Source organism: Autumnicola musiva (assembly GCF_031846585.1).
GTDB lineage: Bacteria > Bacteroidota > Bacteroidia > Flavobacteriales > Flavobacteriaceae > Autumnicola > Autumnicola musiva.
In genome coordinates this window covers 100,488-123,784 of the sequence record NZ_JAVRHK010000010.1, presented here as the reverse complement: position 1 = coordinate 123,784, position 23,297 = coordinate 100,488, and the positions used below count along the sequence as shown (strand labels likewise).

At 38.1% G+C, this 23,297-nt stretch carries 20 protein-coding genes; 17 read left to right on the top strand and 3 right to left on the bottom strand.

The window, feature by feature from the left end; translation table 11 throughout:
- Nucleotides 1-17: 17 nt before the first annotated feature.
- The 16 genes from RM539_RS13625 (at nt 18) to RM539_RS13550 (ending at nt 15,978) form a co-directional block, all read left to right on the top strand.
- The gene (locus RM539_RS13625; RefSeq protein WP_311503966.1) at nt 18-890 is read left to right on the top strand and encodes a hypothetical protein; all 873 of its coding nucleotides are present in this window, start codon (nt 18-20) and stop codon (nt 888-890) included.
- A gap of 48 nt (nt 891-938) precedes the next feature.
- Nucleotides 939-1,382: a MaoC family dehydratase gene (locus RM539_RS13620; protein ID WP_311503965.1), complete on the top strand. Its 444-nt coding sequence runs from the start codon at nt 939-941 to the stop codon at nt 1,380-1,382.
- Nucleotides 1,382-2,548: an ABC transporter substrate-binding protein gene (locus RM539_RS13615; RefSeq protein ID WP_311503964.1), complete on the top strand. Its 1,167-nt coding sequence runs from the start codon at nt 1,382-1,384 to the stop codon at nt 2,546-2,548. The genes RM539_RS13620 and RM539_RS13615 overlap by 1 nt, the downstream gene beginning before the upstream one ends.
- Nucleotides 2,535-3,704 carry a CaiB/BaiF CoA transferase family protein gene (locus RM539_RS13610; protein WP_311503963.1) on the top strand — a complete coding sequence of 390 codons (1,170 nt, stop codon included), beginning with the start codon at nt 2,535-2,537 and terminating at the stop codon, nt 3,702-3,704. Before RM539_RS13615 ends, RM539_RS13610 begins: the two co-directional genes overlap by 14 nt.
- Complete coding sequence (locus RM539_RS13605; RefSeq protein WP_311503962.1) at nt 3,701-4,849, top strand: CaiB/BaiF CoA transferase family protein; 1,149 nt, start codon at nt 3,701-3,703, stop codon at nt 4,847-4,849. Before RM539_RS13610 ends, RM539_RS13605 begins: the two co-directional genes overlap by 4 nt.
- 3 nt (nt 4,850-4,852) lie before the next feature.
- The gene (locus tag RM539_RS13600) at nt 4,853-5,713 is read left to right on the top strand and encodes an amidohydrolase family protein (RefSeq protein WP_311503961.1); all 861 of its coding nucleotides are present in this window, start codon (nt 4,853-4,855) and stop codon (nt 5,711-5,713) included.
- Nucleotides 5,713-6,747, top strand: coding sequence for an L-rhamnose/proton symporter RhaT (locus RM539_RS13595; protein ID WP_311503960.1), 1,035 nt, complete (start codon nt 5,713-5,715; stop codon nt 6,745-6,747). Before RM539_RS13600 ends, RM539_RS13595 begins: the two co-directional genes overlap by 1 nt.
- Before the next feature lie 39 nt (nt 6,748-6,786).
- Nucleotides 6,787-7,929 carry an iron-containing alcohol dehydrogenase gene (locus tag RM539_RS13590; RefSeq protein WP_311503959.1) on the top strand — a complete coding sequence of 381 codons (1,143 nt, stop codon included), beginning with the start codon at nt 6,787-6,789 and terminating at the stop codon, nt 7,927-7,929.
- A gap of 3 nt (nt 7,930-7,932) precedes the next feature.
- Nucleotides 7,933-8,868, top strand: coding sequence for a dihydrodipicolinate synthase family protein (locus RM539_RS13585; protein WP_311503958.1), 936 nt, complete (start codon nt 7,933-7,935; stop codon nt 8,866-8,868).
- Between the two features lie 8 nt (nt 8,869-8,876).
- Nucleotides 8,877-9,917 carry a 4-hydroxythreonine-4-phosphate dehydrogenase PdxA gene (pdxA, locus tag RM539_RS13580; protein WP_311503957.1) on the top strand — a complete coding sequence of 347 codons (1,041 nt, stop codon included), beginning with the start codon at nt 8,877-8,879 and terminating at the stop codon, nt 9,915-9,917.
- Nucleotides 9,859-11,076 carry a four-carbon acid sugar kinase family protein gene (locus tag RM539_RS13575; protein ID WP_311503956.1) on the top strand — a complete coding sequence of 406 codons (1,218 nt, stop codon included), beginning with the start codon at nt 9,859-9,861 and terminating at the stop codon, nt 11,074-11,076. Before pdxA ends, RM539_RS13575 begins: the two co-directional genes overlap by 59 nt.
- Before the next feature lie 11 nt (nt 11,077-11,087).
- Nucleotides 11,088-12,125 (top strand): Gfo/Idh/MocA family protein, encoded by a 1,038-nt coding sequence (locus RM539_RS13570; protein WP_311503955.1) that lies wholly within the window; start codon nt 11,088-11,090, stop codon nt 12,123-12,125.
- Between the two features lie 10 nt (nt 12,126-12,135).
- Nucleotides 12,136-13,773 carry a glycoside hydrolase family 28 protein gene (locus RM539_RS13565; protein WP_311503954.1) on the top strand — a complete coding sequence of 546 codons (1,638 nt, stop codon included), beginning with the start codon at nt 12,136-12,138 and terminating at the stop codon, nt 13,771-13,773.
- A gap of 90 nt (nt 13,774-13,863) precedes the next feature.
- Nucleotides 13,864-14,193: a hypothetical protein gene (locus RM539_RS13560; RefSeq protein WP_311503953.1), complete on the top strand. Its 330-nt coding sequence runs from the start codon at nt 13,864-13,866 to the stop codon at nt 14,191-14,193.
- Entirely contained in the window at nt 14,190-15,431 is a 1,242-nt protein-coding gene (locus RM539_RS13555) for a glucuronyl esterase domain-containing protein (protein ID WP_311503952.1), read from the top strand. Before RM539_RS13560 ends, RM539_RS13555 begins: the two co-directional genes overlap by 4 nt.
- Before the next feature lie 139 nt (nt 15,432-15,570).
- Entirely contained in the window at nt 15,571-15,978 is a 408-nt protein-coding gene (locus RM539_RS13550; protein WP_311503951.1) for a toxin-antitoxin system YwqK family antitoxin, read from the top strand.
- A 78-nt stretch (nt 15,979-16,056) separates the two neighbouring features.
- On the opposite strand, the gene RM539_RS13545 is transcribed toward RM539_RS13550, so the two are convergent.
- The 3 genes from RM539_RS13545 to RM539_RS13535 form a co-directional block, all read right to left on the bottom strand.
- Entirely contained in the window at nt 16,057-18,795 is a 2,739-nt protein-coding gene (locus RM539_RS13545; protein ID WP_311503950.1) for an outer membrane beta-barrel protein, read from the bottom strand.
- A 387-nt stretch (nt 18,796-19,182) separates the two neighbouring features.
- A complete protein-coding gene (locus RM539_RS13540; protein ID WP_311503949.1) occupies nt 19,183-21,456 on the bottom strand; it encodes an outer membrane beta-barrel protein in 2,274 nt (757 codons plus the stop codon).
- 68 nt (nt 21,457-21,524) lie between these two features.
- A complete protein-coding gene (locus RM539_RS13535; protein WP_311503948.1) occupies nt 21,525-21,932 on the bottom strand; it encodes a carboxypeptidase-like regulatory domain-containing protein in 408 nt (135 codons plus the stop codon).
- 231 nt (nt 21,933-22,163) lie between these two features.
- Between RM539_RS13535 and RM539_RS13530 the strand changes: the two genes are divergently transcribed.
- Nucleotides 22,164-23,294, top strand: a complete 1,131-nt coding sequence (locus RM539_RS13530) for a glycoside hydrolase family protein (RefSeq protein ID WP_311503947.1) — start codon at nt 22,164-22,166, stop codon at nt 23,292-23,294.
- Nucleotides 23,295-23,297 lie beyond the last annotated feature (3 nt).

Below are 23,297 nucleotides of genomic sequence, written 5' to 3'. Positions count from 1 at the left end.
AAAATGAATATTTTTCTATGATAAAAAATACTAATGATGGTAAGGGGAATGAGCCTTATTTAAGAGTGGATATGAATTATCTGGGCTGCGAAGACCTTCCGGAATTTTCAGAAGGACCGAGGGGAGATGATCTTAAAAAACATAACGCAATAAAGAACGCGGGATTTGCTGGAATTCAGGATGGAGATCCGGCTATCTGCAGTACTCTTGGGCTTAATTATACCGCACATGCAAGAATAAATAATGTTGGTGACTTAGACGAATTACTTCCGAGATGGAAAGAGGAAGGCTATGATTGCGCCAGTCTGCATGCCGGATGGGGATTAGAGTCTGACGCTGAAGTTGATAATTTAGTGGAATATATCCTGAATAAATCTACGACTGAAAATTTCCCGCTTTACCTGGAAACTCATAGAGCAACTATTACTCAGGATATGCAAAGAACCGTTGAATTAATTAAACGTTTTCCTGAAATCAGGTTTAACGGCGACTTTTCTCACTGGTACACAGGACAGGAAATGGTATATGGTGGTATTGAAATGAAATGGGACTTCATTCAGCCTGTTTTTGACAGAGTTCGATTTATGCATGGGCGTATTGGAAATCCTGGATGTATTCAGGTAAACATAGAAGATGACTCAAAAGAATATGTAGGACATTTTAATGAGATGTGGACAAGATCTTTTGAAGGCTTTTTAAAATCTGCTCAGCCAGGTGACTTTCTTTCCTTTACGGTGGAATTGCTACAGGCTGAAATTTTTTATGCCCGAACTCAATTGAATAACGAATTAAAAGAAGTTGAAGAAGGTGATCGCTGGCAACAAGCCATTCTTTATAAAGAAATTGTTCGAGATTGCTGGAGAGAAGCCAAAAATAGGAACAATAGCTAATGCTTATTAGAACGAAAAATGTAAAAATTCCTTATTAAAAATGTACACATGTTTATAAAGAAATATTACGAAGAATTTGAAGTCGGCGATGAGCGAATTACAATAGGCCGCACTATAACTGAGACTGATATTGTGATGCATGCCGGGCAGACCGGGGATTTTTTTCCACATCATATGGATGAAGAATGGTGTAAAACGCAACCGTTTAAAAAGAGAATTGCTCATGGAACATTAATTTTTTCCGTAGCAATAGGAATGACGGCCAACGTAATCAATGAAGTAGCTATGACTTATGGTTATGAACGACTTCGCTTTACAAAACCGGTTTTTATTGGTGATACCATTAAAGTAAAGATCAGTATTTCAGATAAAAAGGATCACAAAAAACCTCAATTTGGTCTGGTTACCGAGAAAATCGAGGTTTTTAATCAGGATGAAGAGTTAGTGATGCTTTGCGAGCATTTATTATTAACCGAAAAGAAAGAAGTATAATGTCCAGTTCTCCAAAAATTTTAAAAGGCATTACCTGGGGACATACCCGCGGACTTGTACCACTGCAAGCCTGCGCTCAAAGATTTCGGGAATTGTATCCTGATGTTCATATCGAGTGGCGGCAAAGAACCCTGCAGGAATTTGCCGATTATCCCATTGAAAAACTTACCGAAAGTTATGATTTGCTTATAATAGATCATCCCTGGGTAGGTTGCGCAGCAGTTACGAATTGTGTGCTTCCACTTGATGAGCATCTTTCAGAGGAATATATAAAAAACCAGAAAGAGAACCAGGTTGGAGGTTCGCATGACAGTTATAATTATGGCGGCCATCAATGGGCTTTAGCAGTAGATGCTGCTGCTCCGGTTCCCAGTTTCCGAAAAGATTTGCTCGATGAAAATCAAACTAGAATTCCTGAAACCTGGGATGAGGTTCTTGATCTTGCAAAAAAAGGTAAAGTGGCGGCTCCGGCAATTCCTATTGACCTGCTTATGAATTTTTACATGTTCTGTCAGGTTCATGGGGAAGTTCCTTTTAGGTCTGAAGAGGAAGTTATTAGCGAAGAGACGGCCTTAAAAGCCTTCGAGACGATGGAAGAATTTTATTCCCTGCTTGATAAAAGGATGTTTAAAGCAAATCCCATAAAAGTGGCTGAAATGATGTCCAGTTCAAATGATTTCTGGTATTGTCCCTTTGCGTATGGCTACTCTAATTATACCCGGCGCGGATATGCAGATTATCAGCTGCATTATGGCGACCTCGTAAAATTCAATGGGAAATCTTTAAGAAGCACGCTCGGTGGTACAGGCTTATCTGTTTCTGCCTTTAGTAAACATAAAAATGAAGCCCTGGAATTTGCTGAAATGGTCGCTTCTGAAAATTATCAAACAACCGAATTTGTTATGCATGGCGGACAGCCCGGGCATCGAAATGCATGGCTGGACGAGCAGAATAATGTTTTAAATAATAATTGTTTTAAAGAATCTTTGAAATCACTGGACGATTCTTATTTACGCCCTCGTTATAACGGCTATCTGTATTTTCAGGATCATGCCGGAGATCCTGTTCAGGATTTTTTATTAGGAAAAATAAAAGCAAAAGAAGCTCTTGATAAAATGAATAAAATCTATCTCGAAAGTCTGAAATTGAAGAATGACAAAAATTAATAAAAATAAACCTTTGGAAGGGATTCTGGTTCTGGAGTTTTGCCAGTATCTATCGGGTCCTTCGGCAGGACTACGCCTGGCAGATCTTGGTGCACGGGTAATTAAAATTGAAAATCCCGGAAAAGGTGATCTTTGCCGAATCTTACCAATTAAAGATCAATGGGTAGAAGAAAATACTTTGCTATTCCATACGATCAATCGAAATAAGGAAAGTTATACTGCCAATTTAAAGTCTGAAGGAGAACTTGCAGAAATTAAAAAACTCATCTCGAAAGCCGATGTGATGCTCCATAATTTTCGTCCCGGTGTGATGGAGAAATTAGGACTGGATTTTCAGCAGGCGAAAATGTGCAATTCCGAAATCATTTTTGCGGAAATAAGCGGCTACGGCAAGGAAGAGCCCTGGGCCAAGAAACCCGGACAGGATTTGTTATTACAGGCAATGAGCGGGCTCATGTACGCAAGTGGGGATCGTGAAGATGCTCCTACGCCATTTGGTTTGGCTATTGGCGATATTTTATGTGGAGCGCAGGTGGTGCAGGCTGTTCTTGCTGCTTTAGTTTACAGAAAAAGAAAAAACAAAGCGGTGAAAATTGAAGTAAGTCTGCTGGAGTCTCTGATAGACTTTCAATTTGAAATTTTTACAACCTACTTTACAAGTGGAAAACTGCCTGTACGATCGGCAGTAAATAATGCACATCCGCTGCTTGGTGCTCCATATGGAATCTATGAAACACATGATGGCCATATTGCTCTGGCAATGATTTCGTTGAAGGATTTAAAAGAAACTTTGGGAAGTACTGAATTAGATGAATTCGACCAGTCGATGGTTTTTTCAAAAAGAGATAAAATTAAATCTGTTTTGGTCGAAATTCTGAAAAAAGAGAACTCAGCTTTTTGGATGAAAAAATTACAAGCTAATGGACTTTGGGCGGCAGATCTTAAAAACTGGGAGCAGTTAAAAAATTCTGAAGGATATAAAAAGCTACAGCTTGAACAGGAAATAAAATTTTCAGAAGAAAAAACGATTAAAACCAACCGTTGTCCCATAAGGATTGATGGTGAAGTGATGTGGGGTGAAATTCCCGCACCTAATTTGGGGGAACATTCCAAAGCGATTAAAAGGGAGTTTGAATTAAACGAAGAACTGTTATGAAATTGTTGGAAGGAATAACCGTCGTTGATTTTTCGCAATTCTTATCAGGACCTTCTGCGAGTCTGCGTTTAGCCGATTTTGGTGCCAGGGTGATTAAAATCGAAAAGACAGGAACCGGTGATATTTGCCGGCAATTGTACGTTTCAGAAATTGAAGTTGCCAATGAATCTACACTCTTTCATACCATTAATAGGAATAAGGAGAGTTTTTCTGCCAATCTTAAAGATGAAAGAGATAAACATCAGGTTTTAGAACTAATAAAAAAAGCCGATGTGGTAATGCACAATTTTCGTCCCGGGGTGATGGATCGGCTGGGTTTTTCTTATGAAAAAGTTCAAAAGCTCAACCCGGAAATTATTTATGCAGGAATTAGTGGGTATGGTGAAGAAGGAGAATGGAAGGATTTACCTGGACAGGATTTGTTACTACAATCCCTTTCAGGTTTACCATATTTAAATGGGGAGAGTACTAAACTTCCCACTCCTATGGGAATAAGTGTGGTAGATATTCTTGCGGGAACGCATCTAGCCCAGGGAATTTTAGCAGCACTTGTAAAACGGGATGCTACGGGACAAGGAAGCCTGGTACAGGTAAGTATGCTGGAATCGGCACTGGAATTTCAATTTGAAGTTTTTACCACCTTTCTAAATGACGGAGAAGAATTACCCGAAAGAAGTGAGAAAAATCATGCGCATTCTTATATCGCAGCTCCATATGGAGTTTACGAAACCACAGATGGGTTTTTAGCTTTGGCGATGGGAAGTATACCAAAACTTGCAGAACTACTTAGTTGTTCCCCATTATTAAAATATGATAATCCTAAAAATTGGTTTAAACAGAGAGATGCAATCAAAAAAATCCTGGCAGATCATCTAAAAAATCAGAAAACAAGTTATTGGCTTAATATTCTGGAACCGGCGGATATATGGTGCGCAAAAGTTTTAAATATCGAAGAGCTTACCGTTGAGGAGGGCTATAAGGTATTAGAAATGGAGATGACGGTAAACACCAGTAAAGGGCAACAAATAAAAACTACCCGTTGCCCCGTAAGAATTAATGGGATGAAGCTGAATTCAGAACGAGGTGCGCCATTTTTGGGTGAACATAATGATGCCATTGTTGTGGAATTTGGTTTAAAAAATTAGAAAATGAAAATTATCGATACGCATATACATATATGGGATTTGGAGAAAGCCCGATATGCCTGGCTGGAAGGTGATGCATCCATTCTAAATAAAACTTATTCTATTGAAGAACTGGAACCTGAAAGGCAAAAAACCAATGTAAAATATGGTGTATTGGTACAGGCGGCTAATAACTTTCAGGATACCGACTGGATGCTGAAAGTTGCTGAAGAAAGCAACTGGATTAAGGGAGTTGTAGGCTGGCTGCCCCTTCAGGATCCTAAAGAATGTGAAATTTCTTTAGAAGAAAAATATCTAAAAAATAAATACTTCAAAGGTGTGCGACATCTTATTCATGATGAAAAAGATCCAAAATGGCTACTACAGGAAAAAGTACTCGAAAGTTTACAAGTATTGGCTAATCATGATCTTCCTTTTGATCTGGTAGGAGTACTTCCCGAACATATTGAAACCGCCATTGAAGTTTCGAAAAAAGTTCCCGGTCTAAGAATGGTCTTCGATCATTTAAATCAGCCACCTATTCAGGATAATCTTAAATTTGGGAAATGGGGCAGGTTAATGGAAATAGCTTCAGAAAACCCCAATTTTCACATGAAAATTTCAGGTTTGGGAACCACTTCCGGAAAACCGGGAAGCTGGGGTGAAAATGAAATCAGGGATTACATAGATTTTACCTTTCAGAAATTCGGGAAAGGGCGCTGTTTTCTCGGTGGAGACTGGCCTGTTTCCTTACTGGCTGGAACATATTCTTATACCTGGAACCAATACGTAGAAACGCTGAAAGTGTTTTTAACTGAAAAGGAAATGGAAATGGTTTCCTTCAGTAATGCTAATCAATTTTATAATTTAAATCTTAATACTTGATGAGTGTAATTGGAGGAGTGGCATTTCATGCTGTAGGAGCCGCTTTCGCTGCGTTATGTTATACCCCGCAAAAAAAGGTTATAAACTGGTCCTGGCAAACATATTGGCTGGCCCAGGCTTTTATCTGTTGGTTTCTCCTCCCGCTTTTGGTGGCTTGGATTACGATTCCGGAACTTGGTAGTGTTTTGCGCGAGGCTCCCACCGATGCTATGTGGAAAGCATTTGCTCTTGGCGCCGCATATGGAATTGGAGGGACAGCTTTTGGGTTGGCTATAAAGTATATGGGATTTTCACTTACCTATGCGATTTCTATAGGATTATCTTGTGTAATAGGAACATTATTACCCCCCCTTGTTAAGGGTGAATTGGGAGAGGTTTTATCTCAATCAGGATCTGAATATATCATCCTGGGGATGATTCTTGGTGTAATTGGTATAGCTTTATGCGGACTTGCCGGAAGATTTAAAGAACTGGATCTTGCAAAATATCTCGGGAAAATAGATCCAAATTTCTCAATTGCAAAAGGTTTGCCCCTTTGTATTCTGGCCGGTGTGCTTTCGGCTTTATATGGTTTTGCGATAGATCAGGGTCAGCCAATCGCCGATATCGCTTATGAACATGGAGCGAGGAATTTCCAGACCAATGTGGTCTATATTTTTTCCAATACGGGTGCCTTTTTAACTACTGCCATTTATTGCATTTTCCTTCATAACAAGAATAAGACCTGGAAAGAATATAATCCCGTCAAGGCCACACCATTGACTATGAATTATATTCTTGCCGCCATCACCGGAATGCTCTGGTATTCCCAGTTTTTCTTTTACGGGTTGGGCCATGTGCGTATGGGTGATTACAAATTTACGAGCTGGGCAATTCATATGATTATGCTGGTACTTTTTAGTATGGTGGCGGGTCTTGCATTAAAAGAATGGGTGCAGGCAAAAAGGAAAACTATTTTGGTGCTAATCCTGGCAATATTTATTTTGTTCACCGCAGTACTTTCATTAACAATAGGAAATTCAGTTTCAGCTTGATGAAATAATTTAATTAGAAGAAACAATAAATTTTATGTAATGAGAACAATAAATTTACTCAATCCCGCTAAAGTATCTTTTGGAGATGATGCCTTAAAGATTTTTGTAGAGGATTATTTGATGACGGGAAATCGCCGATTGTATATGCTCATTACTGAGCATGTTGAAGATCTGCTTGACGAAAGTATAAAAAAATTAAAACAGGAGGGGATTGAAATATATGTAGATAAATCAATACAACAAGAACCAAGTTTTTCCGAATTTGAAACAATTCTTGAAAATGCCAGATCTTATGACGCTGATAGTATAGTTGGTATTGGGGGTGGGAGCGTACTCGATGTGGCTAAACTTGTTGCCGCACAACTTAAGAATACTCAAACTTTGAAGGAAGTTAAAGGAATTGGAAATTTAGCGGAGCGAAAAACATATATGGCCTGTTTGCCTACAACTTCGGGTACCGGAAGTGAAGTATCACCAAATGCTATTTTTATAGATGAAGAAGGTAATAAAGTAGGGATTGTGAGTCCGTTTTTAGTACCAGATGCAGCTTATATTTGTCCTAAATTAACACATAGCGTGCCACCTTCTGTAACTGCGGCGACGGGAATTGATGCGCTTACGCACTGTCTGGAAGCTTACGCGAATAATTTCGCTCACCCAATGGTGAATGTATTCGCCCTGGAGGGAATTAAGTTAATTGCAAAATATTTACCGGTGGCTTATAGAAACGGAAGTGATGAGGAAGCAAGGGCTAATGTGGCTTTTGGAAGCCTTTATGGGGGTATGTGCCTGGGACCGGTGAATACTGCTGCAGTCCACGCCCTTTCATATCCTTTAGGCACAGAGTTTCATATTGCTCATGGATTGTCTAATGCGGTGCTTTTACCTTATGTAATGGAATTTAACTTACCTAAAGCAATCGAGCCATACTCCGAAATAGCACTTGCTATTGGAGCTGAAAAGGGAAACACTCCGGAAGAAACGGCAAAAAGGGGTATTGAGATGATAAGGAAATTAAATGTTGATTGCGGAATCCCCTCAAAGCTTTCGGAATTGGAAATTCCGGAAACTGCAATAGATAACTTGGCCGAAAATGCACTTAAAGTTCAGCGTTTACTAAAAAATAATTTAAGAGAAATTTCTCTTCATGATGCGAAGTTCATATACCAATCCGCCCTGTAAAGAATGAAAAATGTAGATCTAAAAGATATGGAAAAGTTTAAAGGGGTAATTGTTCCTATGATTACGCCATTTACAAAGGAATTGGATATAGACCAGGAAGCAACGAGACGCATCGTTGATAATCTGGTAAAAAATGATTGTGCTGTGTTTATTCTGGGTACTACCGGGGAAGCCTTATCGGTTAGTCATCAAAAAAAATATGATCTGGCTAAGGCGGCAGTAAGATCAGCTAATGGACGAAAGATTGTTTACGCAGGTATATCAGGAAATTGTTTTGACGAAAGTGTGGAAAATGCCAAGCGATTTCAGGAAATGGGAGTTGACGCTGTAGTGGCTCATTTACCTGCATTTTATCCACTGTCTGGTGATCATATGCTTCATTATTTTGAAGCATTGGCCGATGCCGTTCCACTGCCACTAATTCTTTATAATATGCCGGCTACAACACATCATTCCCTTTCAATAGAAATCATTGATCAATTAAGTCATCATGACAATATTATTGGCCTTAAGGATTCGGAGCGGGGAGAGGAGCGTTTGGATAAATCACTGGAGAAATGGAAAGACCGTGAGGATTTCGTGTTTCATCTAGGCTGGGCTGCAAAGTCCTCATATGGAGTAAGGAATGGCCTTGATGGGATAGTGCCCAGTACGGGAAATCTGGTGCCCGGGCTTTATTCTGAATTATTTTCAGCGGCAAAGAGAAATGATTTTTCAAAAGCAGAAGAACTACAGGAAATCACTAATGAGATAAGTTCGTATTATCAGGCTGGCAATTTATTAAGTGAGGCCATACCACGTTTAAAAGGGATGATGAAAACTTTCGGATTGTGCACTAACAAAGTAGAGTTTCCTATGATCCAAATTTCTGATGAATTACAGGAAAAAATAGACACAGAGGTCCTCCAAAAATATTCAAAATACAACACCAGTAAATAAAAAATATAATGATTCAGAATAAACCAATTATAGGAATTTCAATGGGCGATCCTGCAAGTATTGGTCCCGAAGTTTCACTAAAAGCTGCTGCATTAGCTGAAGTAACTGAAATATGCAAACCAATTATTTTTGGTGATGCCGATGTATTGCAAAATGCGCGAAAAATCACCGGACTGAATTTGAAGCTTCATAAAATAAATGATGTTTCGGCAGCAATTTTTGATCAACAGGATTTAGTGAATGTTTTTGATATGAACAATGTTGATCTGGAACAACTTCAGTTGGGTGAAATTTCAGCTATGGCTGGAAATGCTGCTTTTGAAAATGTAAAGAAAGTAATCGATCTTGCTCTTGAGGGGACTATTGATGCTACGGTAACGGGACCCATTCATAAAGAATCCATTAATAAAGCCGGTCATAAATACAGCGGGCATACAGAAATTTATGCGCATTATACCAATACCAAAAAATATGCTATGCTGTTGGTAGAAGAAAATCTTCGCGTCATTCATGTTTCCACACATGTTTCTCTACGTCAGGCTTGTGATATGGTTAAAAAAGAGCGCGTATTGGATACTATAGAATTACTTCATGATGCCTGTAAAAGTATAGGTATTGAAAATCCAAAATTAGGTGTGCCAGGCTTAAATCCACATTCCAGCGATGGAGGATTATTTGGAGATGAAGAGGAAAAAGAAATTATTCCTGCCATAAAAGAAGCTCAGGAAAAAGGTTATGATGTTGAAGGCCCGGTCCCACCAGATACTTTGTTTCCGAAAGCCATTGGAGGAGTATATGATGGATGCGTGGCGATGTATCACGATCAGGGACATATTCCTTTTAAGGTGCATGGATTTAACTGGGATAAGGAGAAAGCACAAATGAAGAGTGTTCGTGGGGTTAACATTACACTAGGATTACCTATAATCAGAACTTCAGTGGATCATGGAACTGCAATGGAAATTGCCGGTAAAAATATTGCCAGTCCTGATGCCATGGTACTTGCTATTGAATATGCCGTTCGATTGCACCAGTCAAAACAGAGATAATCAAGGGATGATAATTGTTATTGCAGATGATTTTACGGGTGCTGCAGAAATTGGCGGTATTGGTCTACGATATGGATATGAAGTTAATCTGCATACCGCATTCAGTGATGACCTTAAGGGTGATATGGTAATTTTCGCAACTAACATGCGGGCTAAGGATGAATCCTTAGCCATGGGAATTCTGGAAGATTTTCTGTTGAAAGTGAAAGATTTGCCAAATTCGATGATTTTTTTAAAATTGGATTCTGTATTTCGGGGCCATGTTAAGATAACACTCCAAACAGCTTTAAAATTATTGGAAAAGGAGCAGGTCATATTCATTCCTGCCAATCCTTCCTTAAATCGCACGATTCAAAAAGGTATTTATTATTATCATCAAAAACCTTTACTGGATTCCGGTTTTTTTTCGAAGTCGATGGAAGAAAATCGAACTTCCCACGTCTATGATTTAATTGAAAAAAAAGAGCATGATAAAATCGCGGTGGCTTCATCAAATGAATCAGTATCACAGGGAATTGTTATTGGAAATACTTCCACTGTAAAAGAGGTAGATGATTGGGCTAATACCTCAAATAATGAAAATCTTCTGGCAGGAGGTGCAAATTTTTTTGAAGCACTTATCAAGAGAATTGGAATAAAGAATAAGAATGACAGACATTTTTCAAAATTTCTTGGTGAAAAACGTCTTTATATTTGTGGGAGTGCCCATCCAAATAGTAAACATGCGATTCAAGAGGCAGCAAGACAGGGAGCTATAATTCATAATATGCCGGAAAGGATTTTTAATCATCTGGAAACGGAAAAGCAAATGCAGACTTGGACTGATAAAATTATTTCTGACATTAAGGAACATAGTTCTGTGATTGCAGCGGTGGATAGGTTAGAATTTCGTGAAAAGGACGAACTTCCCGATCTTATCGAGAAGGCATTTGCCAGGCTGGTGTGTATGGTTTTAGAAAATTTGAAATTAGAAGAACTGGTTATCGAAGGCGGAGCAACAGCCTTTGCTATAATGAGCGAAATTAATTACACCAAATTTTCTCCCGAACAGGAATTTGCGCCTGGAGTTATACGGATGAGGGTTGAGGAAGAAAAAGGCCTTTTTATAACAGTAAAACCCGGAAGTTATCAATGGCAGAACAAAATATGGTTTTCTTAAAATATTAAAACGTGAATCAGGAACCAAGCATTATTATTATCGGCGCAGGTGGAATCGTGAAAGATGCGCATCTCCCGGCTTATAAAATTGCCGGTTTTAAGGTTGCTGGTATTTTTGATCTGAATTTTGAAAAAGCAAAAGAACTAGCTGAAGAATATAAAATACCGCAGGTACACAAGTCACTGGAAGAAGCTATAAAGGCTTCTTCTGAAAATTCAGTGTTCGATCTTGCCGTTCCGGGACGGGAAATTTTGAGCGTACTGAATAAAATCCCCGACAACTCCGTGATCCTTATTCAGAAGCCGATGGGCGAAGATCTGGTAATGGCGCGGCAGATTCTGGAATTATGTCGTACAAAAAAGCTCAAGGCAGGTATCAATTTTCAGCTTAGGTACGCACCTTTTATTCTTAAGGCAAAGGAATTAATTTCGGAAGATAAGCTTGGTGAGATTTGCGATATCGAAATTAATGTAAATGTATTTACACCCTGGCATCTCTGGGATTTTTTAAAATCGCTGCCCAGGATGGAGATTTTGTATCATAGCATTCATTATATGGATTTGGTACGGTCGTTTCTCGGCAACCCTGAAAAAGTTTATGCCAAAACGATTAAGCACCCGGCCAGTGAGAAACTTGCTTCAGTTCGTAGCAATATCATAATGGATTACGGTATGTTTAAAAGAGCCAATATCCTCACCAATCATAATCACGGATATGCCGAAAAGTACCAGCGTTCCTTTATTAAAATTGAAGGGACTAAAGGGGCTGTAAGAATGGAAATTGGTGTTTTAAAAGCTTATCCAAAGGGGAAGGATGATAAATTTGAATATATCATTTTTGATGATAAGCAAGGCTGGCGGGAAGAGAAAATTCACGGCACCTGGTTTCCGCATGCCTTCATTGGCTCCATGGAGGAAATGTTTAAGGTGAAAAAGGACAATTCTTATATTCCCGATAATAGTGTGGAAGATTGTATCCACACCATGGCAGCAGTAGAAGCTGCTTATATTTCAAGTGCTGAAGGAGGAATTGATCCCGAAAAAATTTAAACTGAAAAAGATGATTTTGACCGTCCGATATTTTAAGTTTTTAATAGTGTTCTTAGCTCTTATATTTTTTGCATGTGCAGAAAATGAGCAAAAAAAAACTACAGAAGAAAACTTTCCTTTAGACAAACTGCTGACTAAAAATCAGGTTGGAGCGGAAGTTTTACCGGATAGCATTGCACCCATTGCAGCACCCTTTGAAATGCCTCAACTTAATAAACCTGAATTCCCCGACTTCAGCATCAATATTTCTGAAAACGGGGCGAAGGAGCAAATTTTAAGTACTGGGGCAATTCAAAGCGCGATTGATGAGGTTAGTGAAAAAGGCGGTGGTAAGGTGATCGTTCCGTCAGGAAAATGGAAAACCGGGCGGCTTATTCTGAAAAGCAATGTGAATCTACATCTGGAAAAGGGAGCTGAACTATATTTCAGTGGAGAAATTGAAGATTTTCGACCTGCTGTTTTTACCCGTCATGGCGGAGTGGAAGTGATGTCTCTCGGAGCCTGTATTTATGCTTATGAAGAAGATAATATCGCCATTACCGGCAGTGGAACTTTATATGGTCCTGGTGAAGGCTCTATCCGTGATCAGGAGATGACTGAAAATGTGATTGAAAAATTTGTACCGCTTGAAAAACCGGTAGAAGAAAGGGTTTATGAAGGCTATAATGGGGAATCAATTTTATTGCCTTCATTTATATCTCCCACAAAATGCACTAACGTTTATATTGAAGGGGTGACTTTGGAACGCACGGCTTTCTGGAACATTGTTCCCGTTTATTGTGAAAATGTTATTATTCGGGGTGTTACTGTGAACTCGGTGGGGATTCCTAAAGGTGACGGGATTGATATTGTTTCTTCCAGGAATGTCCTGATAGAATATTCAACCCTAAATAACGGGGACGATTGTTTTACCATGAAAGCGGGTAGGGGTGAAGATGGAATTCGAGTTGATAAACCTACTGAAAATGTAGTAATCCGGTATTGTCTGGCAAAGGAAGGTCATGGAGGGATAACCATTGGAAGTGAAACTGCCGGAAAAATTAGAAATATATACATGCACGACTGCGTTTTCGATAACACCACGGTTGGAATCAGGTTTAAGACAAGACGACCTCGCGGTGGGGGAGGTGAAAATTTTATTTATGAACGTATAAGGATGGACCTTCGTGGAACTGCCTTTAAATGGGATATGCTGGGTCAGGAAATGTATGTTGGGGAATTGGCCAATAGGCTACCGCTAAGGAAAGTAAATGATCTTACACCAAAATTTTCAAATGTGAAAATCAGGGATATTTTAGTTGACAATGCCGAAACTTTTGTGAAGATATACGGGATTCCTGAATCACCCCTGGAAAATGTTTCCTTAAAAAACATTCAGGTAAATCATACCAACGACTTTTTTACGGCTTCTGATGCACATGACCTTGTTTTTAAAAATATAAAGGTTTCGAGCAATGATTCCCTAATGATGTTTCAGAATTTTCAAAATGTGCTTTTTGAGGATGTCGAATTTAATGTAAACGGCGGAGAGATTTTTGCTGAAATGAAAGGTGACTCCATCAGGAATATTCAGTTTAAAAATACAGAGCCCACCAAGCCTGCAAACTGGGAAAGAAATATTTATAACAACCAGGGCAAACGGAAATAATATGATGGTGCTTTTTATAATTTATTTTAGCTATTAATGATTAATGCTTGGTAAAATGATTTCTTATAATTGAACCTAACTTAAAAATAAATGACAGGCTTTGAAGTAATTAATAAGGGAGAAACATTTCAGGCAGCTTTGGAAAAAGGTGTGGTAACAGTTATTCTAACGAAGCATAAAGATCTTCTTGAACTCGATTTTGCCGGATTAAATACTGAAAACGAAAATTATAATGAAAATATAGACTGGCACCGTTCTTCATTGAGAATAGGCGATGAAATTATTATAAGGGTAAAGGATATATTTGAAAATTCTGAGCCAGTGAATGTTAGGCGCCAGGAAAAGAAATCAAAAGATGAAGTTGATTTAGAAAACTATAAAAGATTGAAGAGAAGATTGGAAGAAAAGGGACTTATATGAAAGTTTTATTTTTAATATCATTTCTTCTGAACTTTATAACTGTTTTCTCTCAGAAGGAACAGGCTGCAGAATATAACTTACCCGATCTTTTACTAGCTGATGATGGATCGCCGATTTCAACTAAAGGAGAATGGTTAAATAAACGCAGGCCGGAAATTCTGAAAATGACAGAGGAGTTAATGTATGGTACAGCTCCTGATGTTCCTGAAAATCTGAAATTTATTCTATTTGACGAATCTGATGAGGCTTTAAATGGAAAAGCTATTCGCAAGCAGGTGGCGATTTATATTTCAGGAAAAACCGATTATCACCTGCTAGACCTATTACTTTATTTACCGAAAAATGCCAAAAAACCGGTGCCATTATTTCTCGGCCTGAACTTCCAGGGAAATCATGCGGTAAACTCTGATCCTGCCATTCGGCTTTCAGATAAATGGGTTTGGATTGGAGCAGGAGGTTCCATAGAAAATCATTCCACCGAGAAGTCTCGCGGTGCGGTTAACAACCGTTGGCCTATTGAAATGATTTTGGAAAAAGGCTATGGAGTGGCAACGGTTTATGCAGGTGATCTTGATCCCGATTATCACGATGATTTTAAAAATGGCATTCATGCATTATATCCGGAACTGCAAAATCGGGAGGATAATTTCAGCACTATTGGAGCCTGGGCATGGGGCTTAAGCCGATGTATGGATTATTTTGAAACTGATAAGGATATCGATGCGAACAAAATTGCAGTAATAGGATTTTCCAGAATGGGAAAAGCAGCTTTATGGGCAGGAGCAAAAGACCAGCGGTTTGCTATGGTGATCAGCAATGAATCGGGTGGGGGTGGCGCTGCGTTGTCTAAAAGAAAGGTAGGGGAAGATATTGCAAGGCTGAATAATGGAAACCCGCACTGGTTCAGTCAAAGCTTTAAACAGTTCAATAACAATGAAGCAGCTTTGCCTTTCGATCAGCATATGGTTATATCCTTAATTGCGCCAAGACCGGTTTATATTGGAAGTGCAGAGGGCGACCCCGGTTCAGATCCCGAAGGGGAATTTCTTTCCGCTAAATATGCTTCTCCGGTCTATAATCTCTTCGGAAGAAAAGCTTTTAGAAAAGTTTCATTTCCGAAGGTAGATCGCCCAGTAATGCAGGACGGGATGGGATACCATATTCGTGTCGGGAGCCATGATATTACTTCGTATGACTGGCGGCAATATTTAAAATTTGCCGATCTTTATTTGAAATAGGAGATTCGTATTTTTAAGTTCTATTACATTTTGAGAGAGGGACAAATACGACTGTGAAACATTATTTGAGTTGAACACAATATATTTCGTAAATTATTAGCTTCCAGAAATCTATATTTTTAATTTAAAACATTGACCAATGAAAATAATATGTGTTTTATTAATGATAACAGTATCATCAGCTTCATATTCTCAAATTGTTACTGATGGGGAGGATCCATATCCACTATTGATTCAAGAAGATTTCTACTCTAATGGAAAATTAAAATCCCAGAAATTATTTAACTATGAGATTTATAAGAAAACAAAGGAATTTGAAGTAGAACAGTATATAGAATATTATGATAATGGTCAGCTCAGCTTAAAAATCAAAATGAAAAATTCTGTACTTCATGGTCCTTTAGTGGATTATTGGAAGAATGGTAACTTAAAAAGGAAAGATTTATATAACAATGGAAACCTGGTAGAAGGAAATGTTTGGAACCAAAATGAGAAGGAAATAGAATATTTTAAATATGAAATTCCTTCAAGAATGAAAGAGGATTAGTTCTATAATAAAAGGCTAGATTCCAGCATCATGTCTTAAACCAAAGCCATTTAAAAAATTAAAATTTTAATATCCTTATCACGACCTTCCTCCAAAATTGCTGAGTTTATAAGATAAACTAAACATTGCATAACGTGTGAGAATTAAATTGTTGGAATCCCTGATATAATCATCATTTATAGTTCGTCTGGTTTCAATGTTTTGATCTAAAAGATCATAAACCTTTATTTTAATAGAAGCATCATCCTTAAAGAATTGATATCCAAGACTTAAGTTCCAAAGGATCGTCGAATTTTGGAGGCCCGGAGCGACGTTTTCCAGATAACGGTAAGAAATATCATTGGCAAAAATCAGATTTTCAGGCCAGTAAGTGGTAAAATCCAATCCGGCCTGGTGATTGGTGAAATTTTGATTTCTATTTGCATTGATATCATAAACAGAACTTCGATAGGATAATTCGTATACTGGATTTATTTCCAGAATATCTTCTATCAGGTAGGTGAAACGCACATTAGGATTAAATGAATATTGTTCAGATTGGAATCTTGTGGCATTGGTAAAACCGAGATTTTTATCATAGGATCCACTAAGCCGAACACGAAACCGCAATTCTTCATTTTCTTTTTTAAATCTTTTGCTATAGGACACCCCGGCGTTTGCATCCATAGATCCATCAATATTGGTAAAACGGGTTTCCCGTACCAGATCATCATCGATAGTGGTTACCGATACCACATGGTTTTCAATAAAATTGAAATTAACCCAACTCGAAACGCCACTTCTGGTGTCATAATTAAAATTACGGTATCGCAAATTAATGTCGTGCCTGTATGTAGGTCGCAGTTCCGGATTTCCTATGATTATATTTAAAGGATCCGTACGATCTACTACAGGTTGCAGCTCCCGAATAGATGGAATATCAGTATCGGTTCGATAATCGATAGAATAACTTGATTTACCTTCTCTTTCGTATTCAACTTCCAGATTAAGGTTTAGGTTTGTATAATCATTCTCAAAGGAGGTTTCCTGAAACAGATTATCGTTTTCCAACTGTGTGTGCAATAAGCCTAAGTCGGCTTCCAATTCCCAGGCATCCTTCTCGTAATCCAAACCCACCCGGGGAGCATGCCTGCGATTAATTACTTTAAAGTCGTTGCTTAGCGTATCATTGATAATGTTATAATTACCGTCATTATTTTCAGAATCATACACATATCTTTTGTTCGTAGAATAATCATAATCAAAATCATAAGACGAATCTAAAGAAAGGTATTCTGAAAAAGGTAATCTATGCCTTGCTTCAAATGAATAAGAGTCCTGTTTATCTTCTTCATCTATAAACTGATCCTGGATTTGGATGCGTTCATTGTTTTCTTCAAAAAATGTACTTTCTGAATAGTAAAAATTTTCGCTGGTCTGATTTTCATGGCTATTTGAGAATTCCAGGCTTAAAAACGCACCCCTGCTACCAAACCTTTTGGTGAAATCGATCTCATTCTCAAAATCGAGATTTTTAGAGGTGCCATTTTGATTTGTTTCGGTATTATTCACAAGGTTTCTATCCTCATCCAAGGATTCTGAAAAACTCTGACTGTTCGATTCCCGAAAATTGGCGTTTATCCTGGGCTCTATAGAAAATCTCGTCATCGTGTCAGATTCAATCTCAAATTCAATATTTCCGCGGTGACTGTCGTTGATATTGTTACTCGATCTTTCGGTATTTTGGAAGTATCTTGAATCTGGGAGAAGATATTCGGTTTGAGTACTGGATCGTTGGTCTGTATCATTTCTTCCGAAGAAATAATCCCCACTGGCTTCTACTTCCTCGAAGCCCCATTTCTCTTTCCATTCATTGGCAGCATTTACTCCGGCAGATTCAGATTTTGTGATTCCATTTCCACCATCATTTCTTACGGCACTGCGGCCCATCATTCCAAAAGTCTCATCGTAACTAAAACCGGAACTGTTTATATTGTTTGAGCTTGCAAGGACACTGGTTCTTAATTCATCTTTAAAATAGTTGAAAATTCCACTTGCCTCGTAGCGTTCATCGGTACCAATTCCGGCAGTAGCACGGGCAAAATATCCCTTATTCTTATCTTCCTTAATGGTGATATTTACGGTTTTATTGTTGGAATCTCCCGATTCTCCGGTAAATTCCTGAGATTCGGTTTTTGTGTCTGTAATCTGAATTTTATTAATGATCTCCTTTGGCAGGTTTTTAAGTGCAATTTGCGGGTCATCTCCAAAGAATTCTTCCCCGTTCACAATTATATTAGAGATAGGAGTTCCATTTATAGTGATATTACCTTCACGGTCGATCTCTACTCCGGGAAGTTTTTCCATTAATTCCTCAAGGTTTGCATCGGGACGTGTTTGAAATGATGAAGCATTAAACTCAGTGGTATCTTTTTTTATTCTAATAGGAGGGCTTGCTGCGGTAATCATAACCTCATCTAAAGTGTTCTCCTGTATTTTTAATGTTATAGTACCAATTTCGACATTTTCCTTTAGTTCTAGTGTAGATTGATAGGGGCTAAACCCTGCAAAGGAGATAAATAAATTTCCCTGGTTTTCGGTAGTACGACCTTTTAGTTGAAATTCGCCATTTTCCTTGGATATGGTATAGCTTATCATACTGCTGTCTTTTACCGTCTCAAGGTGAATGGTTGCAGATTCCAGAGCGGCTCCTTCCTCGTCTAATATTTTCCCGCGGATTGTGACCTCCTGAGCTAAGACAGATGAGGTAAGAAATAAAATTATTGAAAATATTAATGCCCAATATATGCTGGTCGAAGTAAACGGTACGTATCCCATTAAGTATTTATTTATTTACAGGGGATTAATATTAAATTTTGGAGTATTATAGAAGGCATCAATTTAACCCCAATTTCTCTCTAAAGTATCCTGTACCTACTTGAAATAATTTTAGATGTTCACGAATTGGGTATAAGTTTTATAATTAGATAGAGATTGCGGAAAGTAAATGCACAAATTTGAAGATTCTCAACTAAGTACAAGACTGCGAAAAATTAATATTCCTTACAATTAAAAGGAAATAATTAGATAAGGGTTATTTGGGTTGCACTTTGAAAATAAAAAGCTCTTCAAAATATTAATTTCCTGAAGTTGATCATTCTGTTTTAAGATGGAAGGGGCAGAAATTTTTAAAATTTGCTATTAAATATTAACAAAGAACTTGGCTTATGGTCTTGATCTTCCGCCAAAACTGCTTAGTTTATAGGAAAAGCTCAGCATGGCATATCGGGTTAATATCAAATCGTTCGAATCTCTTATATAATCATTATTTATTATTCTCATCGCCTGTATGTTTTGGTCCAATAAATCATAAACCTTAAACCTTATGGTAGCTTTATCTTCAAAAAACTGATAGCCTAAACTTAGGTTCCAGAGTATAGAAGAATTTTGAAGGCCAGGGGCCACGTTCTCAAGATAGCGGTAAGAGATATCATTGGCGAAAATTAGATTTTCAGGCCAGTAGGTTGTAAAATCTAAACCTACCTGGTGATTAATAAAATTCTCGTTTCTTTCAGCATTAATATCATAAACGGAACTGCGATAGGTCAATCCGTATATTGGATTGATTTCTAAAACTTTTTCTATTACATAAGTGAGCCGTACAGACGGATTAAAAGAATATTGTTCAGACTGATATTTTATTCCATTGGTAAAGCCCAAATTTTTATTGTAGGATCCACTAAGGCTTAAACTGAAATTATATTGCTTATTTTCTTTTCTTATTCCTTTATTGTAGGACACACCGGCGTGTGCATTTATTGAGCCATCAATATTTGTAAAGCGGGTTTCCCTTACCAGATCTTCATCTATAGTACTGATTGAAACAATATCATTTTCAATAAAATTAAGCCAAAGCCAACTGGAAATACCGCTGCTGGTATTATAATTAAAATTACGGTATTGCAGATTGATTTGATGCCTATAAGTAGGCCTTAATTCCGGATTTCCAATGATAATATTTAAAGGGTCAGTTCGGTCTACAACGGGCTGAAGCTGGCGAATGAAGGGAATTTCTGTGCTTGTTTCATAATCAAGTGAGTAATAAGGCTCTCCTTGTTGCTCATATTTAATTTCCATACTCACGTTGAGGTTAGTGTAGTCATTCTCAAAAGTTGTTTCCTGAAACAAATTGTCGTTTTCCAGGTGTGTGAGCAGTAAGCCTAAATCGGCTTCAATCTCCCAATCCATTATTTCGTAATTCAATCCAAATCTTGGAGCATGTATTCTATTGAGTACACTGAAATCATTACTTAACGTATCATTAATGCTATTATAGTTCCCATCGTTATTTTCAGAATCATATACATATCGCTTATTTGTAGCATAACTATAATCGAAATCGTAGGAGGAATCAAAAGAAAGCGATTCTGAAGCAGGTAGTCTATGCCTGGCCTCAAGGGAGTATGCGTCTTCCTTATTTTCCAGATCGATGAATTGATCCTGTACCTGAATCCTGTTATTTTCCTCTTCAAAAAATGTAGTTTCCGAATAATAAAGACTTTCACTATTTTGATTTTCGTGTTTATTGCTGAATCCCAGCCTAAAAAAAGCTCCTTTATTTCCGAATTTTTTAATAAAACCGATTTGATTTTCAAATCTTAAACTTTCCGATTTTCCATTCTGGGCTGTTTCGGTATTATTGACGAGATTTCTGTTCTCGTCCAGTGACTCTGAAAAACTCTGGCTGTACGACTCCGCAAAATTTGCGTCTATTTTTGGCTTGACTGAAATCCTGGTAAGCGTATCGAATTCAATCTCAAATTCGGCATTTCCGCGATGGCTGTCATTAATGAAGTTGCTGGATCTTTCTGTATTTCTGAAATATCTTGAATCCGGTAAAAGGTATTCGGTTTGAGATTCAGATCGCTGTTCGGTATCATTTCTTCCGAAGAAATAATCTCCACTGGTCTCAACCTCCTTGAACCCCCATTTATTCTTCCATTTATTAGCGGCATTTATACCTGCAGATTCAGACTTAGTGATTCCTGGGCCTCCACTAATTGCTGCTGCGCTTCTACCCATCATTCCGAAGGTTTCATCATAGCTGAATCCTGAACTGTTAATATTGTTCGAACTTGCCAGTATACTTGTTCGTAACTCATCGTCAAAATAGTTGAAAATTGCACTTGCTTCATAGCGGTCATCTGTGCCATAGCCAGCGGTGGCACGGGCAAAATACCCTTTATTTTTATCCTCTTTAATGGTGATATTGACAGTTTTATTGTTAGAATCGCCATCTTCGCCGGTAAATGCCTGTGCTTCTGTTTTGGTATCGGTAACCTGGATTTTATCAACGATTTCTTTAGGTAAATTTTTTAGAGCTATTTGAGGATCATCACCAAAGAATTCCTCACCATTAACTATAATTTTACTAATTGGTGTGCCATTCATGGTAATATTTCCCGACCTGTCAATTTCCACACCAGGCAGTTTCTTCATCAAATCTTCCAGGGTGGCGTCCGGACGGGTTTGAAATGAATCGGCATTAAATTCTATAGTATCTTTTTTTATTCTGATAGGAGGGCTTTTCCTGTGAGGAAAATTTCATCAAGGCTGTTTTCCTGGATATCGAGAATAATATTACCCAGGTCGACTTCCTCTTTTAATTCAATTACATTTTGATAAGTCTGGAAACCGGCGAAGGAAATATACAGATTCGCTTTTCTTTCCGTAGTCTTTTCAGATAGCTCAAATTCACCATTAGCTTTAGAAATGGTATAGCCAATCAAACTACTGTCTGCAATTTTTTCCAGATAAACCGTTGCGGAGCCAAGTAATGCGCCGGACGTATCCACAACTTTTCCCTTCAATGAGACCTCTTGTGAAATTGCTGAAAAACCTATAAAAATGACAATAAGGAACAGATATGTTCTAATAGTATGTTCTTTGCCAACTGAATTAATAGAACAAGCCATATTTTAGTAAAGTTTTCAGGAAATATGGGAAAAATAAGATATTATTAATAAAAAATTAACATCTGCATAAACATAATGTATTTAAACTTCTAAACTGTCCTGTAGTGTCCTTGTTGCCCCGAAACTTAAAATTTTCTGATTTTTTTCATTCAAGTAAGTACAGGATAGTAGGAAATTAACATAACCTTATATTGCATTCCTGTCTGAAATTTCAGTTTAATTTATCTGTAAATGAAAAAGTACTATACCGGATTTTTATTTTTGGCAGTTTTCATACTGATTGTCTCCTGTTCCTCACAGCCTGAAAAAACATCCTATAAAAAAAGAGAAATTACCGATGCGGTAATGGAGGAGATTTATAATGAAATCAAAACTCCCCATAAGTATGGACTGGTGATGGTCCCAGAGGATAATTCTTATAAAATGGATTGTCCGAGCGTTTTTAAACATGAAGATACGTGGTATATGACCTACCTAATCTATGCCGGTAGGGGTTACGAGACGTGGCTGGCTAAGAGTAATAATCTGCTTGAATGGGAGCATTTAGGCAAAGTAATGTCTTTTTCAGAAGATACTACACAATGGGATAGAAATCAGAAAGCGGGATATATAGCGCTGCAGGATCCAACCTGGGGAGGAAGTTATGAATGGACAACTTACGATGATAAATATTGGATGAGTTATTTCGGCGGGGATAGTGAAGGTTATGAAGCAGGAACGCTTTCCATTGGGATGGCCTATACCGATACAATTCCCACGCATCCGCATGAATTCAAGCGTTTGCCTGAACCTGTGCTTACGCCTAATGATGAAGATGCGGCATGGTATGATAACAGTACCATGTATAAGGAAAGCGTGATCAGGGATTTCCAGGGGGAGACCGGGCACGAATTTATTATGTACTACAATGCCCGGGGGGATAGTCTAAATCCTGGAAGAGGAGCAGAAAGGATTGCTATGGCCGTTTCAAACGATATGAAAAACTGGGAGCGTTACGGGGAGGAGCCTCTTATTAATCATCATACGGGGATCTCCGGTGATCCTTACATTCAAAGAATAAATGATACCTGGGTAATGTTTTATTTTGGCGCATTCTGGAAAGATGGAGCCTTTAACCGTTTTGCGGTTTCCAATGATCTTATCAACTGGAAAGATTGGGAGGGAGAAGATCTGATAGCTTCTTCTGAACCTTATGATGAAGTTTTTGCACACAAATCTTTTGTAGTGAAAGAAGATGGGGTGGTTTACCATTTCTATTGTGCCGTAAATGAGGAATTTCAGAGAGGAATCGCTGTGGCTACTTCAAAAGATCTTGGAAAAAGTAATTTGAGTTTTGTACCTATTGAAGAGGAAAATGAGTAAATG

Bases quoted from the DNA above. Each gene is read 5' to 3' on its own strand.
- RM539_RS13625 (WP_311503966.1), top strand. From the start codon at position 18: ATGATAAAAAATACTAATGATGGTAAGGGGAATGAGCCTTATTTAAGA.
- RM539_RS13620 (WP_311503965.1), top strand. From the start codon at position 939: ATGTTTATAAAGAAATATTACGAAGAATTTGAAGTCGGCGATGAGCGA.
- RM539_RS13615 (WP_311503964.1), top strand. From the start codon at position 1,382: ATGTCCAGTTCTCCAAAAATTTTAAAAGGCATTACCTGGGGACATACC.
- RM539_RS13610 (WP_311503963.1), top strand. From the start codon at position 2,535: ATGACAAAAATTAATAAAAATAAACCTTTGGAAGGGATTCTGGTTCTG.
- RM539_RS13605 (WP_311503962.1), top strand. From the start codon at position 3,701: ATGAAATTGTTGGAAGGAATAACCGTCGTTGATTTTTCGCAATTCTTA.
- RM539_RS13600 (WP_311503961.1), top strand. From the start codon at position 4,853: ATGAAAATTATCGATACGCATATACATATATGGGATTTGGAGAAAGCC.
- RM539_RS13595 (WP_311503960.1), top strand. From the start codon at position 5,713: ATGAGTGTAATTGGAGGAGTGGCATTTCATGCTGTAGGAGCCGCTTTC.
- RM539_RS13590 (WP_311503959.1), top strand. From the start codon at position 6,787: ATGAGAACAATAAATTTACTCAATCCCGCTAAAGTATCTTTTGGAGAT.
- RM539_RS13585 (WP_311503958.1), top strand. From the start codon at position 7,933: ATGAAAAATGTAGATCTAAAAGATATGGAAAAGTTTAAAGGGGTAATT.
- pdxA (WP_311503957.1), top strand. From the start codon at position 8,877: ATGATTCAGAATAAACCAATTATAGGAATTTCAATGGGCGATCCTGCA.
- RM539_RS13575 (WP_311503956.1), top strand. From the start codon at position 9,859: ATGCCATGGTACTTGCTATTGAATATGCCGTTCGATTGCACCAGTCAA.
- RM539_RS13565 (WP_311503954.1), top strand. From the start codon at position 12,136: ATGATTTTGACCGTCCGATATTTTAAGTTTTTAATAGTGTTCTTAGCT.
- RM539_RS13560 (WP_311503953.1), top strand. From the start codon at position 13,864: ATGACAGGCTTTGAAGTAATTAATAAGGGAGAAACATTTCAGGCAGCT.
- RM539_RS13555 (WP_311503952.1), top strand. From the start codon at position 14,190: ATGAAAGTTTTATTTTTAATATCATTTCTTCTGAACTTTATAACTGTT.
- RM539_RS13550 (WP_311503951.1), top strand. From the start codon at position 15,571: ATGAAAATAATATGTGTTTTATTAATGATAACAGTATCATCAGCTTCA.
- RM539_RS13545 (WP_311503950.1), bottom strand. From the start codon at position 18,795: ATGGGATACGTACCGTTTACTTCGACCAGCATATATTGGGCATTAATA.
- RM539_RS13540 (WP_311503949.1), bottom strand. From the start codon at position 21,456: ATGAAGAAACTGCCTGGTGTGGAAATTGACAGGTCGGGAAATATTACC.
- RM539_RS13535 (WP_311503948.1), bottom strand. From the start codon at position 21,932: ATGGCTTGTTCTATTAATTCAGTTGGCAAAGAACATACTATTAGAACA.
- RM539_RS13530 (WP_311503947.1), top strand. From the start codon at position 22,164: ATGAAAAAGTACTATACCGGATTTTTATTTTTGGCAGTTTTCATACTG.